This is a genomic window from Sorangium sp. So ce145 (genome assembly GCF_051525985.1).
GTDB classification, from domain to species: domain Bacteria; phylum Myxococcota_A; class Polyangia; order Polyangiales; family Polyangiaceae; genus Sorangium; species Sorangium cellulosum_B.
The window spans coordinates 3,316,039-3,331,565 of record NZ_CP150315.1; the positions used below are offsets into that span (position 1 = coordinate 3,316,039).

Annotated in this window: 11 protein-coding genes; 5 read left to right on the forward strand and 6 right to left on the reverse strand. The window is 72.7% G+C overall.

The genetic code is table 11. The features are described 5' to 3' along the window. Position 1: 1 nt before the first annotated feature. Both WMF34_RS12750 and WMF34_RS12755 read left to right on the forward strand, forming a co-directional pair. Positions 2 to 376 (forward strand): hypothetical protein, encoded by a 375-nt coding sequence (locus WMF34_RS12750; protein WP_437993454.1) that lies wholly within the window; start codon positions 2 to 4, stop codon positions 374 to 376. Between the two features lie 107 nt (positions 377 to 483). Next, a complete protein-coding gene (locus WMF34_RS12755; RefSeq protein WP_437993455.1) occupies positions 484 to 2,700 on the forward strand; it encodes an ATP-binding protein in 2,217 nt (738 codons plus the stop codon). 78 nt (positions 2,701 to 2,778) lie between these two features. Here WMF34_RS12755 and WMF34_RS12760 read toward each other — a convergent pair whose 3' ends face one another. Beyond that, entirely contained in the window at positions 2,779 to 3,861 is a 1,083-nt protein-coding gene (locus tag WMF34_RS12760) for an L-erythro-3,5-diaminohexanoate dehydrogenase (RefSeq protein WP_437993456.1), read from the reverse strand. Positions 3,862 to 4,219: 358 nt separating this feature from the next. On the opposite strand from WMF34_RS12760, the gene WMF34_RS12765 reads away from it, so the two are divergent. Further along, positions 4,220 to 5,149 carry a DUF4388 domain-containing protein gene (locus WMF34_RS12765; RefSeq protein ID WP_044964731.1) on the forward strand — a complete coding sequence of 310 codons (930 nt, stop codon included), beginning with the start codon at positions 4,220 to 4,222 and terminating at the stop codon, positions 5,147 to 5,149. 164 nt (positions 5,150 to 5,313) lie between these two features. Here the strand turns inward: WMF34_RS12765 and hisD are convergent, their stop codons facing one another. Next, positions 5,314 to 6,696 carry a histidinol dehydrogenase gene (gene hisD, locus WMF34_RS12770; RefSeq protein ID WP_437993457.1) on the reverse strand — a complete coding sequence of 461 codons (1,383 nt, stop codon included), beginning with the start codon at positions 6,694 to 6,696 and terminating at the stop codon, positions 5,314 to 5,316. 207 nt (positions 6,697 to 6,903) lie between these two features. Between hisD and WMF34_RS12775 the strand changes: the two genes are divergently transcribed. Then, the gene (locus tag WMF34_RS12775; RefSeq protein WP_012235097.1) at positions 6,904 to 7,896 is read left to right on the forward strand and encodes a hypothetical protein; all 993 of its coding nucleotides are present in this window, start codon (positions 6,904 to 6,906) and stop codon (positions 7,894 to 7,896) included. Between the two features lie 56 nt (positions 7,897 to 7,952). On the opposite strand, the gene WMF34_RS12780 is transcribed toward WMF34_RS12775, so the two are convergent. Together WMF34_RS12780 and WMF34_RS12785 are read right to left on the reverse strand one after the other, a co-directional pair. After that, positions 7,953 to 9,890, reverse strand: a complete 1,938-nt coding sequence (locus WMF34_RS12780; RefSeq protein WP_437993458.1) for a protein kinase domain-containing protein — start codon at positions 9,888 to 9,890, stop codon at positions 7,953 to 7,955. A gap of 57 nt (positions 9,891 to 9,947) precedes the next feature. Then, a complete protein-coding gene (locus tag WMF34_RS12785) occupies positions 9,948 to 10,436 on the reverse strand; it encodes an SMI1/KNR4 family protein (RefSeq protein ID WP_012235099.1) in 489 nt (162 codons plus the stop codon). A 243-nt stretch (positions 10,437 to 10,679) separates the two neighbouring features. On the opposite strand from WMF34_RS12785, the gene WMF34_RS12790 reads away from it, so the two are divergent. Then, complete coding sequence (locus WMF34_RS12790) at positions 10,680 to 11,495, forward strand: uracil phosphoribosyltransferase (protein ID WP_012235100.1); 816 nt, start codon at positions 10,680 to 10,682, stop codon at positions 11,493 to 11,495. A 76-nt stretch (positions 11,496 to 11,571) separates the two neighbouring features. Here WMF34_RS12790 and WMF34_RS12795 read toward each other — a convergent pair whose 3' ends face one another. After that, the gene (locus tag WMF34_RS12795; protein ID WP_012235101.1) at positions 11,572 to 12,651 is read right to left on the reverse strand and encodes a hypothetical protein; all 1,080 of its coding nucleotides are present in this window, start codon (positions 12,649 to 12,651) and stop codon (positions 11,572 to 11,574) included. 10 nt (positions 12,652 to 12,661) lie between these two features. Then, positions 12,662 to 15,502 carry a serine/threonine-protein kinase gene (locus WMF34_RS12800; RefSeq protein WP_012235102.1) on the reverse strand — a complete coding sequence of 947 codons (2,841 nt, stop codon included), beginning with the start codon at positions 15,500 to 15,502 and terminating at the stop codon, positions 12,662 to 12,664. Between the last annotated feature and the right edge of the window lie 25 nt (positions 15,503 to 15,527).

A 15,527-nucleotide genomic window follows, 5' to 3' on the forward strand; every position in this document is an offset into this window, starting at 1 on the left:
GATGCGAGGTTGCTGGAGGAGTTGGCTGTCGGGGGGCCTCGCGGCGCCTCTGCTGCTGGCGGGCTGCGCGATCGCGTCCCCAGAGCACGAGGAGCAGAGCGTCGAAGCGTGGAGCGATCTCGACCCGATGATCTCCGAAGAAGCGTCCGGAGCGAGCGATGGCACCGACGGCGATGTCGTCGTACCCGTCACCGACTTCGTCGCGCCTGCGTCGCTCCCGCCGCGCGACGTCGCGCCGCCGTCCAGCGGTGACGGCGCGCCCACGACGATCGAGGTGAGATCGCAGGAGCACTGCAACCCGGACCCGCTCCCGTGGAGCCCCAGCAGCGCGGACAGACGCGACGCCGCTCCCTCCGAGAGCGACGGGACGCGCTGAGCCGCGCGCCCGGGCGGCCTGAGCGCGTCCGCGCCCCGGCGCCGCCCGGCCCCGCTCCCCGGCGCGTTTTGCGGTCGCCGCGCGGCTCGCCGCGGTAGCCTTCGCGCGTGGCGCCGCTCGGGATCGATCTCCGCACACGGACGACCCTGGTCTGCGGGGCCCTTGCCCTCGCCATCGCGGCGTCGACGCTGCTGCGAGGTCGCGTCCGCCGCGTCCACCTCTTCTTCGCCGCGTTCGCCGCCGACGTCGGGCTCTGGTACCTCTCGCAGTCGCTCTTCGGCTTCTTCCAGGCCTCGATCTGGGAGCGCTTCACGGCGATCCTCGCCGTGCTGCTCCCGCAGTTCGCGCTGCAGCTCTTCGAGGCGATGATCCCCCATGACCCGGATCGGCGCTCGCGGCTGCTCCGGTTCGCGGGGGTGCTCGTCATCCCGCTGTTCATCCTCGTGCTGGTGAGCCGGGAGCCGGGCTCGTGGCTCGACTGGCTCACGCGCGGCTGCATTTTCCTCTACGTCTTCGCGCTGCTCACCGCGGGGCTGTACACGCTCGGCCAGCGCGGCAAGCAGAGCTCCTCGCGCGCGACGCAGCGCCGCGTGCGGTTCCTCGTGGTGATCGGCGCGCTCGCCGGGCTCGCCAGCGTCGCCGACTTCGCCTGGTTCCTCGGCGCGGAGCCGCCGCCCGTGGGCGCGGCGCTCTCGATCGTGTTCCTGTTCGTCCTCGCCCAGGCCCTCCGTCACGAGCGCCTGCTCGACGCCTACGAGATGCTCGCGCGCCTGCTCGTCGCCACGGCGGTCGCGTTCCTGATCGCGCTGATCTTCTATCTCCTGCTCACGTTCATCGGCGGCTTCAACACGATGTACCTGAACGCGGTGCTCGCCGCGATCGTCATCCTGGTGCTGTTCGACCCGCTGCGGGAGCGCGTCGAGGAGCAGCTCCAGCGCCTCTTCTTGCGGGAGCGGTTCGATCTCGACCGCTCGCTCGCGGAGGCCCGGCGGCGCCTCGTGCACACGCTCGAGGTGGACGAGATGGGCTCGATCGTGATGAGCGCGCTCGAGCAGTCGCGCCGGGTCACGGGGGCGGCGCTCTACCTGCGCGATCAGGACGGGACGGGCTTCGACCGGCTCGCCTCGCTCGGGCCGCGGGTCCCCGAGCGGATCGAGGTGGCGACCGCGAGGGCGCTGCTCGATCGCCTCGATCGCGGGCCGCTCGCGATGGAGGAGCTGGAGCGGGAGGCGCGCGAGCGGCGGGCGCGCCGCAGCCAGAGCGACGCGGACGACGACGGCAACTTCGCGCGGCGGACGGAGGTGCGGCCCCAGGTCCCCGAGGACGCGGTGCTCGCGGCGGCCGAGGTGCTCGGCAGCCTCTGCTCGGGCGTGGTGCTGTGCGCGCGCGACGAGCAGGGCGAGCCGATCGGGCTCCTGGTCGTGGCGGACACGCGCGTGCGCGACGCGTTCTCGCCCGAGGAGCTGACCCTGCTCGAGACGCTCGCCGCGCAGATCGGCGTCGTGCTGGAGAACTCGCGGCTCTACGCGCAGATGAAGGAGCGCGACCGGCTCGCGCTCCTCGGCCAGATGGCGGCCGGGCTCGCGCACGAGATCAGGAACCCGCTCGGCGCGATCAAGGGGGCGGCGCAGCTGCTCGCCGATCCCGTGCCGGAAGCGCAGATCGACGCGGCGTCGCGCGAGTTCCTCGGGATCATCCTCGAGGAGGTCGATCGGCTCGATCGCGTCGTGGGCTCGGTGCTCGATCTGGCGCGGCCGGCGCAGGGCTCGGTCGTCCCGACCGACGTGAACGCGATCGTGCGCCGCACTCTGCAGGTGCTCTCGATCGAGCGCAGGAACGATCAGCTCGAGGTCGAGGTCACGCTCGATCCCGGCCTCCCCCGCGTCGCCATCGATCCAGAGCAGCTGCGGCAGGTGCTGATGAACCTGTTCCGCAACGCCGTTCAGGCCATGAAGGGCCGGGGCAAGGTGGTGATCTCGACGCGCGTCCGCTTCGGCCGCGGCACGCGGCCCGGCTCGGGCTCGGACGAGCCGTTCGTCGAGCTCAACGTCACAGACAACGGCCCCGGGATCTCCCAGAAGGTGCTCGCGAACATCTTCCTGCCGTTCTTCACGACGAAGGACAAGGGGACCGGGCTCGGCCTGTCCATCAGCCAGCGCATCGCGCAGAGCGCCGGCGGCCGCATCGAGGTCCGGTCGTACGAGGGGAAGGGGAGCACCTTCGCCGTGATCCTCCCCGCCGCCGTCGACAAGCTGAGCGCGCCGCAGCCATCGCCCGCGGCGCTGGCGCCCGCCGAGCCGGCCCCTCAGGAGCGGCCCGGCTGAGGCCGGTGTGCCCGGGAAGCGGCCGCGTCATCTGGGCGCGTGCGCGCTCCGCGCGTCGCGTTGCGTCGGGCAGGGCGCTCAGCCGTAGCGCGAGGTCATGAGCCGCTCGAGCGCGGGATGCTCGCGCACGAGCGCGAGCGTGTGCTCGGCGTGTCCGTGCGCGTAACCGTTGCCGATGTAGAGATCCACATCCTTGCCGATCCCCTCGGCCCCCAGGGCGGCGGCGGTGAAGCTCGTGCTCATCGCGAAGAAGTACGTCTTGCCGCGATCGCGCGTGGCGACGATCGCGCTGAGCTCCACGCCTGGGACGTTCACGCACGAGAGCGTGAGGTCGGCGCCCGCGTCGCCGGTGAACGGCAGCACGGCGTCGCGCACGGCGAGGGGGTCGCGCGCGTCGAGGACCGCGACGTGGTCGCAGATCGCGAGCGAGCGCAGATCGGCGGCGAGCCCCGGCGACGCCTCGATCCCGATGACGCGCCCGGCGCGGCCGACGCAGCGCCGCGCCTCGGCCGCGCACAGGAGGCCCGATTTTCCGCCCGCGCCGAGCACCACGACGCTGTCGCGCGGGCCGGCGAGGCGCGCCACCTGAGGCGCCGCGCCGGCGACGTCGAGCAGCGCGAGGGCGAGCCGCTCGGGCATGTCGGTCGGCATCCGGGCGAGCGGCGCCGACCCGAAGAGGATCGCGGTGCCCTCGACGTCGATCTGCGCGGACGCGGGCCGCACGGCGATGATCCGGCGGAGCGAGAGCGGCGTGAGCGAGAGCGACGCGAGCGTCGCGACGCGATCGCCGACGGCGACGCCGCGGTGCTCGGCGAGCGAGCCGACCCGACGCACGACGCCGAGCAGCATGCCGCCCGAGCCGGTGACCGGGTTGTGCTGCTTGCCCCGGCGCGCCACCGTCTCGAGGACGAGCTGGGCCACGCCGTCCGGGCTGCCGCCGGAGGCCTCCTCCATCTGGCGGAAGCTCGCGGCGTCGATGTTCAGCGTCTGCACATCGACGACGATCTCGGTCTCGAAGTGGCGCGAGGCGTCGGCGTCCAGCCGCTCTGCCGGCTGCGGCATGGCCCCCGGTGGATCGAGCACGCGGTGCGTGCCCAGCGGATCGCCTGCGGGGAGGGGGGGTCGCGTCGCTTGGGAGCTCACGCCGAGGCCGTTCAACATGCCGGGCTCGAAAGCAAGGGCAATGAGCCGAGCGCCCGCAGGATTCCTCGCTGAGGCGGCCCGGCGCACCGTCCGGGGCCAGCGGGCCCCCGAAACCGGCGGTGCCGACCGTTTCGACGGAGCCAATCGCCCTCTTTCCTTCAAATTGGATACACTTGCGTGCGCCGAGTACGTTGGCCCCTACCCCCGCGGCCCCTGTGGCGGCCGAGGGAGGGGGGCCGGCGCGATGCGTCAGGATCGGACGAGCCGACTCATTTGAAAGAACGGACCGGATCTCTTGACCACCTTTGCTCGGTGAAACTAAGCTTTGCCCCCTGCTGGCGCTCTCGTAAGCGCACGAAGGTTTTTACTCCCTGCGATGGATAACCACGCTCCCAAGGTGTCGGCAACGCGGCAACTAGCGTTGCGCTTCATCTCCGGGAAGTACCAAGGCGGCGAATTCCCCCTCGGGGAGCAGCAGGAGATCGTCGTGGGTCGCTCCAGCGACCTCGACATGGTCCTCGTCGAGGACATGGTCTCCCGGCGCCATGCCCGGATTGCCTGCACCGAACAGTCGATTGTGATCGAGGATCTCGGCTCGACGAACGGGACGTTCGTCAACGGCGAGAAGATCAAGAAGACGACCCTGAAGGAGGGCGATCGGGTGCTCATCGGCACCAGCATCCTCAAGGTCGTCTCCACCGACCCGGGCGCGCCGCCGGCGCGGAAACGGATGGACGAGCCATCGCTGAGGAGCGGTCAGACCCGGTCGATGTCCGGGTCGATCGACGAGATCCCGCTCCCGGATCTGCTGCAGCTCTTCGGCACATCGAAGAAGAGCGGCGTCCTCGTGGTCCGCTCCGACGACGACGTCGGCAAGATCTACCTGCGCAAGGGCATCGTGACCTTTGCGACCATCAACGATCTGACCGACGTCCCGCCGCTGAAGAGCGTCTACCGGATCCTCACCTGGGCCGGCGGGACGTTCGACCTCGAGGCGGCCGAGGAGCGGGTCATGACCGGCGAGATCAGCGCGACGGTGCAGGAGCTCCTCATGGAGGGGCTCCGGCAGATCGACGAGCTGAACAACATCCGCCACCAGCTCCCGGACCTGTCGGCGCGCCTGGTCATCCCCCAGCCGCTCAAGCCGCAGCTCCGCGATCTCTCGCCCGTCGATCTCGACGTCCTCCAGGTCGTCTTCAACCACGGGCACCTCGCGATGGTCCTCAACAAGAGCCCCGCGACGGATCTGGAGACCGCGCAGTCCGTGTTGAAGATGATCAACGCGGGCTACCTCCGCGCCGAGTGAGCCGGTGGGCGCACGGCGTCGCGAGGCCGCGCAAGGCGGCCGATCGCGGCGGCGCGCGCGGCGCTCGGCTGAACCGAGCTCGATAGGTCAGGGGAGCGCGGTCGACAGCGCGCCCTCGCGCGCCGCGCTCCCGAGGGCGCGGCGCGCCGGGCGGCAGCGCGGCGTCAGGACTGCGACGCGCCGCGCTTCGCGGGGTCGGTCGCCTTGCTCGCGAGGCGGAGCGACACGGCGCGGGCGTGCGCCTGCAGGCCCTCGGCCAGGGCCAGCTTCTCGATGATCGGGCCTTGCGCCCGGAGCGCCGCGCTCGAGTACCGGATGAGGCTCGCGCGCGTCACGAAGTCGTAGACCCCGAGCGGCGCGCCGAAGCGGGCTGAGCCGCCGGTCGGGAGGACGTGGGACGGCCCCGCGAGGTAGTCGCCCGCGGCGACCGGGGTGAGGTCGCCGAGCAACGCGGCGCCGAGCGTGCCGATCTCCGAGAACAACCCCTCGGCGTCGGCGACGTGGAAGGCCACGTGCTCGACCGCGAGCTGATCGGCGATCTCGGCGAGGCGAGCGCGCGAGCCGACGACCAGCGCCGCCGCGTGCGTCGAGAGCGACGCCTGCACGATCGCGCGCCGCGTGAGCTCGGGGAGCGCCGCGTCGAGCTCGCGGGCGACCGCCTCCGCCAGCTTCGCGGAGGTCGTCGCGAGCAGGGCGTAGGACGCCTCGTCATGCTCGGCCTGCGAGAGCAGATCGGCGGCGACGAGCCGGGGATCCGCGGATTCGTCGGCGAGCGCGAGGATCTCGCTCGGCCCGGTGATGCCGTCGATCGACACGTCCCCGAAGACCAGCTTCTTCGCGCACGCGACGTACGCGTTGCCGGGCCCCACGATCTTGTCGACCGGCGCGAGCTCCGGGAGCCCGTAGGCCATGGCCGCGATCGCCTGCGCGCCGCCCGAGTCGAGCAGGGTCGTCACGCCGGAGAGGTGCGCCGCGGCGAGCGTGGCGTCGTCGGCCGACGGGCTCGCGAGGACGATCTCCCGCACGCCGGCGATGCGCGCGGGGATGGCCGACATGAGCACGCTGGAGGGGTAGCGGGCCTTGCCGCCCGGCGCGTAGACGCCGACCCGGCGCAGCGGGCGCACCCGCATGCCCAGCAGGACGCCCTCCTCCTCGTAGCTGAAGCCGGCCTGCAGCGCGGGCCCGTTCGCCGTCACGTTCGCGGGGCCGAGATCGCCCGCGTCGCGCTGCCGCTCATGGTAACGCGCGATCCTCGCTGCCGCGGTCTCGAGCGCGGCGCGGACCTCCGGCGAGAGCCTCGCGAGCGCCTCGGCTCCGCCGAAGCCGCCCTCCGCCTCGGGGCCTGCGTGGCGGACGAGCGCCTTCGACGTCCTCCGCTCGAACTTCTCGATGTAGCTGAGCACGGCGGACGTCCCCCCGCGCCGCACGTTGTCGATGATCTCGGTCACGGCCGGCGTGACGTTCGCGAGGTCGCCCGTGCCGCGGGTGCGCAGGGCTGACAGGGTGGACTCGAACTGAGGCGAACCTTCGATGTAGATGGGCAGCATGGCTTGAGTTGGACCGGCGCGGTGGAATCTCCGCGTGGACGGCGACACCCCCTACCACACCACCCCGGCCGCTGGTACGTCGGCCGCGCCGCTGCAATCGCGGCGCGCGCTGCGGCAGTGCATCGCGGCCGCGGCAGCGCATCGCGGCGGCTGCCGCGCGTCGCTCCCCGAGTTCCCCGGCCTGAGCGGATCGAGTAGGGTCGCCCGATGCGGTCCGGCTCGTTTGGTCTCGCCTCCACCGCGCTCTCGGTCGTGCTCCTCGCGCTGGCGCCTGCCGTGCTCGTCGGTTGCCCGGAGAACTCCTGCTTCCTCAAGATCTGCCAGGGCAGCAGCTGCCGCTGCTCGATCTCGTCGTGCAGCGACGGCGCCGGCTTCGACACGAAGCAGAACCGCTGCCGGTGCCTGAAGGGCTACCTCTCGGTCGCGGGCCAGTGCCTCACGCCCCAGGCGGCGAACGCCTACTGCGGCGTGGGTCGCCACTACGAGGCCGGCGGGTGCGTTCCCGATCGCTGCCGGCCCGGCGACGAGATCGACCAGAGCACGGGCTACTGCGTGTCGCGCGAGCAGGTGGCGACCAACATCGGCGTCGCGGTCGGCGCCGGGCAGAAGCTCGGGTGCCCACCTGGCCAGGAGCTCATCGTCGACGGTCCGACCGCCGCGTGCGTACCGCTCTCGCAGACCTGCGCGCGCGACGAGGTCTGGACCGGCCAGGCGTGCGCGAAGGTCGGGCGCTGCCCGACGGGCGCGATGTGGGATCCCGCGCTCGCGCAGTGCGTCCAGTACGCGCAGGGCTCGGGGGAGAGCGGGCTCACGGTCAACGTCGGGCAGTGGGCGTCGGCGAACTACGGGCCCGACGGCGGCATGGGCACGAGCGGCTTCTGCGGCGCCTTCGCGAAGAAGCCGTACAGCTTCGGGATCGTCGAGGGGGCCTCGGCCTACGTTCGCGCCACGGTGATGATGTCCTTCCCGGAGGGCGAGATCGCCCGCGGCGTCGTGCAGGCGGTGACGGTGTTCGACGCGAGCGGGAACCCCGTGCCGCCGCGCGGCGCCGCGGAGGTCGATGCGGCGGCGCGCAACATCTTCGGCACGCTCGTCCTGGGCGGCGGGCGGGCGAGCGCGCCGACCTCGTCGACGACCGTCCGCTGCGCGGTCATCCACGCCGGAAAGCCGCAGCCGGTGCCCGCCGTGGGTGGACTTTGAGCGAGGCTCACCCGCTCGGCGACGCGCGTTGCCGGGCGGGATTCAGCGCCTGCGCCTCACATCCTCGACAGCGTGCTCACGACGCGCGTGGCGGGGAGGGCGCTGAGGCCGACGCAGCTGACGACCTTGCCGCGCTCCACCACGAAATTGCTCGTGGAAGGCTCGATCTTCGCGAACTCGACGCTCAGGCGGGCCCCGTCGAAGCTCGCGCGCAGGGGGTGGCCCTCCACCGCGCTGCGGACGTCCTGGCAGGTGCCCCTGGAGCGGGCCGGATCGAACTTGCGCGACTCGGGGGCGATGAAGCGGAGCCGGTCCTCGACGGCGAACACCCCGGTCTCGCCGGCTATCTCGCGCAGCGAGAAGCGGGCCTCGCCCTCGGCATAGTCCTGAGGCGCGAACTGCTCCGGGCGGCGGACCCGGAACTCGAGCGACTCGCCGGCAAGGACGGCCTCGAGCTCGCGCCCGTTGCCGACCCACAGGCCGGTCAGGCTGGCGAGCGGCGACGGCTGCGGCTGCTCCGCGCTCGCCGCCGGGGTGGTGCTGCTCGCGCTGGCCGCCGGGCGCTGCTCTCTCGACGAGACGGCCCGCCGGCGACCCTCGCGCGGCCTGTCGAGCACGCCCAGCCCGAGCAACGCGGCGGCCCCGCCGAACATCACGAGGGCCCCGGCGCCGATCGCGAGCCACGAGCCGCGCGGGCGTTGCGACCCCGCAGGCCCGCTGGCCAGCGCGGCGCCCGACGGCGACCGCAGCCCCTCGCGGACCTCGTCGACCGTCGTGGCCGCGGGCGGCGGCGGGCGGCTCGACGCGCCGAGCGGCGCGGCGGCCGCGGCAGGCGCAGGGTGGGCGATCGCGTCGAGCGCGGCGAGCAGCTCCTCGCAGCTGGCAAAGCGATCCGCCCGTTCCTTGGCGCACGCCTTCTGGAGGAAGGCGTCGAGCGCCGGAGGGACGTCGTGACGCACGGCGCTGACCAGGGGGAGCGGCGCCTCCGCGTGCTGCCGCATGATCTCGATGTCGCTCTCGGCGTCGAACGGCACCTGACCCACGAGCATCTCGTAGAGCACGACGCCCAGCGCGTAGATGTCCACCCGCTTGTCGAGGTCGCGGCGCCCGAGGACCTGCTCCGGCGACATGTAATAGAGCGAGCCGATGATCCCCTTGGTCAGCCCGCGCCCCGCGAGCGCGTCCGCCTCGGCCTTGGCGATGCCGAAGTCGGTGACCTTCGCGACGCCGTCCTTGCCGCGGATGAGCACGTTCGCCGGCTTGAGATCGCGGTGGATCACCCCCTCGCGGTGCGCGGCCGCGATGCCGGAGGCGATCTGGCGGAAGATCGAGAGCGCCTCGGGCAGGGGCATCCGCCGGCGCTCCTCGGCGTACCTGGCGAGCGTCTGCTCGAGGCTCTCGCCGTCGATGTACTGCATGACGAGCCAGAGGTCGTCTCGCTCCGCCACCACCGCCTTCAGGTGGACGACGTTCGGATGATCGATCTGCGCGAGCGCGCGGCCCTCGGCGAGCGTCCGCGCGCGCACGTCCGGCCGGTGCCCGAGCTCCTGGCGCACCGCCTTCAGCACCACGTGCAGGCCGGTGTGGACGTCCCGAGCGAGGTAGACGACGCCCATGCCGCCCTCGCCGAGCACCCGCTCGACCACGTACTTCTGATCGACGAGCGTCCCCGCCGGCAGGTGGCCGCCCGGCGCGCGCCGCGGCAGCGAGCCCGCCAGCGGCGCGGGGACGATGTGAGGCGCGTGGACGTTCGCCGCGGGCCCGTTCGCACCGCCGGCCGCGAGGTCCGAGAGGCTGGCCCTGTGCGCCGGATCCTCGGGCACCAGCGCGCCCAGCAGCGGCTGCCCAGGGACGGTCGTCCGCGGGCCGGGCGCAGGAGGCGCCGAGGTCGCCGCGCCGGCGCCCGCCTCCTTCGCGGTCAGCGACGCGCCGCACGCCACACAGAACCGGGCGGAGCCGGGGTTCTCGGCGTTGCATACGAGGCACCTGGCCATGGCGCGGTCAGCTCGATCCGCGGCGCGCCCGGCGAGCAGCGCGCCGTGGAGGTTACGTCAGGTCCAGTGGCCCGCGCGGAGCGCCGCGGAGTCGATGGTCTTGATCTTCGGCGCGAGCGCCTCGCGGAAGATGGCCTCGTCGTCGTCGTCGAGGCCGCTCTCTCCGAAGCCGGACGCGACCTCCATCGAGGTAGCGAGGATGCGCAAGAACTGCTGGAAGCTCGACGCGCAGAGCTCCGGCTTGAGCGACTCGGTCCCCGTCATACAGGTGAACACGGGGCAGTCCCCCTCGGCGTCGAGCTTCGAGATGTCGAGGAAATAGGGATCTCCCAGCAGGGCGCTGCGGGCGATGAGGATCCAGCTCTTGCGCCAGCCCGCGAGGGAGCTGTCGCCGCCGTTCGCTTGCTGCTCGGCCGCGAGCTTCTCGGAGGGGATGAGGCGTACACGCTCGACCGGGGTCACCGTCTCGACGTCGAGCGGGTCGGCCTCCTGCAGGAAAGCGCGGTACCTCGCGGGCACCCGCAGCGTCTTGCGCAGCTCTTCCACAGCCGCTGGAGCCGCCTTTCCGAACCTCGCAGGGATGCCTCTTCGGACAAAGGCATCCTTGAGCGCCGTAACCGACTCGGCAAGGTCGCTATCCACCGAACATCCCTTCCTTTGCAAGTCCACCGGGACAGCCCGCTGGGCGGGCGCCCTCATCGCTTCGAAACCACTCCGCTCCCGGGGAGAGCACCGGCGCGCACCCGGAGGAATACCCCGCGCCGGGCCAGGTAGTGTAACAGAAAAACGATGGTCGACGTTGCGTACGCTGAGAGTCGATTCCGGCCCCCCGAAATCGCCCATCGGTACGGTCCGTGCGTGCACCTGCTCGATGACCCGCTCGCATGGACTCTGCTGGCTCGAGCCTGCTCCCCGGAGACGGTCCAGCCCGACGTCGGGCGCCTCGTCGGGGTTCTCTACCAGAACCTGGCGCGCGCCGTCCTCGCCGCCGAGCTGGGGCGCGCGCGCGTCGACATCCCGACCCGGATGATCTCCTCCCACCCGGAGGCCGTGTATCGCGGCGCCGCGCTGTCGCGCGCGACCAAGGCCGTCACCGTGGGCATCGCGCGCGCCGGGACGATGCCCTCCCAGGTCGTCTACGAGCTCTTGAACGAGGTCCTCGACCCCGCGCTGGTCCGGCAGGATCACCTGTTCATGAGCCGGCAGACGAACGAGCAGGGCGAGGTCGTCGGCGCGACCTGGCACGACGCCAAGATCGGCCGCGACGTCGAGGGGCGCCACGTGCTCTTCCCCGATCCGATGGGCGCCACCGGCTCGTCCATGGTCAGCGCCATGACGTACTACAAGACCGCGCTCGAGGGGCGGCCGGCCAAGTGCATCGCCATGCACCTCATCGTGACGCCCGAGTACATCCGCCGCGTCACCGAGGCGCACCCGGACGCCATCATCTACGCGCTCCGGCTCGATCGCGGCCTCTCGCCGGCGCGCGTCCTCAAGACCGAGCCGGGCACGCACTGGGACGAGGAGCGCGGCCTGAACAGCATCCAGTACATCGTCCCGGGCGCCGGCGGCGTCGGCGAGATCCTCAACAACGCCTGGCTGTGAGCGCGAGGGCGTCGCCGCGGCGGCGCCCCGTCCGCGCCGACGCCGTGGCAGGCGCGGCCACCTCGCACGCCCGCTGTCAGCGGCCGCGCTTCGAGCGGCGGTTGTGGCCGGCGGCGAGCGCGCGGTAGTCGATGTCCGCGTGCGGCCGGCTCACGGCGGGGCGCAGATCGCTGCAGAGCCGCGTGAGCTCCGCGACCATCGCGCCGAGATCGCTCGCGCCCGCGGCCCTGCGCTGCGCGAGCTCGCCGTAGGCGGCCGCGAGGGACGCGATGCCCTTGCCGGAGACGTGCCCGCGGCGCGACAGATCGACGTAGCTCCGCGCGAGCGCGACGCTGTCGAAGTTGTGGGCGACGACCAGCGACTGCGCGACGCGGAGCACGGCGTGCGCCGCGATCCGGCCGTCCTCGTGGAGGACGAACGCCGCCTGCAGGTAGTTGTAGAAGGGGACGACCCGGTCGCCGAAGATCCGGAAATCCGAGGGCGAGGACTGGCGGTCGAGGTGGATCAGGATGCGCTCGACGACGGGGCCCTTCTCGACGTAGCTCGCGAACCGGATCGCATCGACGATGGTGTCGTCGTAGGCGTGCCCGAGCCGCATCACCTCGCCGAGCTCCAGCGGGGTGACCCGGCCCTCGCAGACGTCCGCGTACAGCGAGTAGACGAACGCGTCGGCCTCCGCGTCGTCCCCGAGCAGCACCTCGCGGATGAGCGCGCCGCTCTGGTCGCGCTGATCCGCGAGCTCGCAGCGCCGCTGGAGCAGCGCGGGCAGCTTGTAGCCGAGCTGCCCGCGCAGCGCGCGGAAGCGCAGCCGGAGGATGTTCTGCAGGTTGGGCTTCAGCGTGAGCGACGCCCAGCGCGCGCCGTCGAGCCGCAGCTTCTGCTCGATGCGGGAGCGGAGCTGCTCCGGGCTGCCCGAGAGGATGTGGGTCTCGACGCCCGCGCGGCCGAGCTCGCGCAGGAGCGACCCCGCGCCCGGCACGGTGCGCTTCTGATCCGGCCGCTCGATCGCGGTCCGCACGAGGTCGCGCAGCGTGTCGAAGTCGGTCCGGAGGTAGGTCTTGTCGAGGTCCCACCGCGCGATGAACGGCGCGCGCGGCGGCGACGCCGCTGCGTTCGCCGGCGAACCGGCCCCTCGCGATCGTTCCTCGTCGTTCACCGTCTCTCGCTCAGCGCGCCATCCACTCGCGCCGCATCTTGTCGAGCGACTGCACCACGTCGCTGTCGGCGCCTTGCCGGGCGAGGTCCATCGCCTCGCGGAGGTACATCGACGCCTCGCCCGTGCGCTCGCGCTGGTGCGCCACGTGCGCCAGCGCGCCCAAGACGAGCGCGCGATCAGGCCCGCCTGGGCCGGCGAGGTCGAGCGCCTCGCGCAGCACGCCGTCGGCGTCGGTCAGATCGCCGGCGCGCGCGAGCGCCTCGCCGAGCTTCCGGCTGAAGATCAGGACGGCGCGCACCGGATCGTCGAGCTCGCCCCGGAAGATCTCCCGCCGCGCCAGATCGAGGCCGCGGCGCAGCGCGAGCACGCTGCCGGCGCTGTCCCCGCGCGCGGCGGAGCGGTCCGCCGCCTGCTCGAGGAGCATCAGCGCGACGAACGCGTTCTGCGCGTGGTAGGCGTGGATCGCCTGCACCTCGAGCGGCAGCGCGAGCGGGTCGCCCGCGCTGTCGAACGTCGCCTTGGCGTGCAGATCGCGCCGGACGCCGGCCGGGATCGTCGCGAGCGTCACGTCGCGGAGCAGCGGGTGCGCCGTGCGGATGCCGCTCGAGTGCTCCTCGATCATGCCCGCCGCCGCGAGCTTGCCGAGCAGGTCGTCGAAGGCGCGGATGTCCGGGAGCAGACGCTGCAGCGTGGACCGGTCCGCCGCGTCGCCGATGACGGCGAGCGCCTGCAGCGTGCGGCGCGCGTCCTGCGGCAGCCGCTCGATCCGCGCGGCGACGAGGTCGGCCATCCGCGCGGGCGGATCGCTGCCCCCCTCGAGCGTGTAGCGGACCAGCTGGTCGATGTAGAGCGGCGGCACCGTCGCGGCCTCGCCGCCGAGGACGGCCGGCGTCGCCGCGCTCGCCGGCAGGGCCAGCGGGGTTTGATCCGCCGCGGCGCCGTCCAACGGGTCGCGCCGCGGCGACAGCCGCAGGCCGCCCATGCTCGGGGGCGTCTTGCGGGCGGCGCGGTGGTCCAGGCCCACGCTGCCGCGGAGGAGCGAGAGCGCGATGTCCTTCGGAAGGCCGCCGAGCGCGCGCACGGCGCCGCCCCACTCGGGCTCGAAGCCCGGGGTGTGGCTGGCGACGATGAGCAGCGCCGCGAGCGGCGGCTCCGCGATCACGTCGGTGAACGCGTTCCGGCTCGCGCCGTCGACGGCGTGCAGGTCGTCGATCGCGAGCAGGACCCGGTGCGGGAAGGCGGTCTGCTGCGCGCGAGAGAGCGCCCAGCGCAGGGCCTCCGCGGCGATGAAGCGGCGATCGTCGGGCGAGAGGCCCCCCGCCGTCGGCTTGTTCCAGGCGTGCCTGCGCACGTCGCTCCCGCGGTCGCCCTTGCCGAAGATCTCGAGCAGCCCGCGCCGCGCCTCCGGCGTCGCGCCGCTCCAGTTCGACGCGTTGCCGCCGTCGGGCGGGAGCTCGGCGAGCCCGGCGATCGCCCAGCGGAGCGCGTAGTAGCCGACCTCCGCGCCCCACGGGTCCGGGCCGGTCTGGATGACGATGTCGCCCCGGCTCGCGGCGACGTCGAGGAACTCGCGGAGGAGCCGGGTCTTGCCGACGCCGTGCTCGCCGACGATGCGCGCGGCGACGACCGAGCCCTCGACGTCGGCGAGGCAGGTGTCGAGCCACGCGAGGTCGTCCTCGCGCGCCGCGAACGGGAGCGGGAGCGGGGGGGCCGAGGGGGCGCGATCGCGCCGGGCGGCCTGGGGCGCCGCGCGCGGCGCAGGGGCGGGCGAGTGGGCCTGCGCGATCCTGGCGCCGCACTCGCCGCAGAACTTCTGGCCGCGCGGCACGATGGCCCGGCACGAGCCGCAGATGACGGTCGCGTCGGCGAACGAGAAGCGCCCCGAGGGGGTGTCGAACGTCCCGAGCGCCGCGCGCAGCGCCGCCGCGAACTCGTCCGCCGACTGGTAGCGCCGCGCGGCGTCCTTCTCGAGCGCCCGGAGCGTGACCTCGACGAGCGGCTCGGGGATCTCGCGCTCCGGCGCGAGCAGGGCGGGATCGGGCGGCGGCAAGGAGAGGTGCATCAGCACCACCTGCGTCGGCGATTCCGCCTCGAACGGGAGCCGGCCGGTCAGCAGCTGGAACAGGATGACGCCGCACGCGTAGAGGTCGCTCCGCGCGTCGATCGGATCGCCGCGCCCCTGCTCCGGGGCCATGTAGTCCGGGGTCCCGCAGACGATGCCGGGGCTCGTGATGTTCGTCGTCGCGACCTCCCCCTTCAGCTTCGCGAGGCCGAAGTCGACGACCTTCACGAAATCGCCGCCCGAGCGCATCGGCTCGAGCACGATGTTCTCGGGCTTGAGATCGCGGTGGATGATGCCGAGGTGGTGCGCCTCGGCGAGCGCGGCGAGCACCTGGCAGAGGATGTCGACGATGCGGCGGAACGGGAGCGGGCCGTCCTCGTAGACGACGCGGGCGAGGTCGCGCCCGCGCAGGAACTCCATGACGAGGTAGAGCTGCCCGCCGTTCTTACCGAAGTCGATGACCCCGACCGAGTTCGGGTGGTTGAGGCGGCTCGCGGCGCGCGCTTCGGTGATGAACCGGACCGACGCGCTCTCGTCGCCGAGCAGGTGGGGATGGATGATCTTGACGGCCACGGTGCGCCCCAGGGCCTTCTGCTCGGCCCTGTACACGCGGCCCATGCCGCCCACCCCGACGAGCTCCAGGATCACGTAGTTGCCAGGGAGCGTCGTCCCGATCAGCGGATCGTCGGACGTCCGGTTGAACTCCGAGATCGGGAAGCCGCACACCGGGCAGAATTTGTGCGCCTGCTCGCACGGATTCGCGCATTGCGGGCAGACCACTGTGGACACGCGCGGGACCTTACCACGTTCGGGA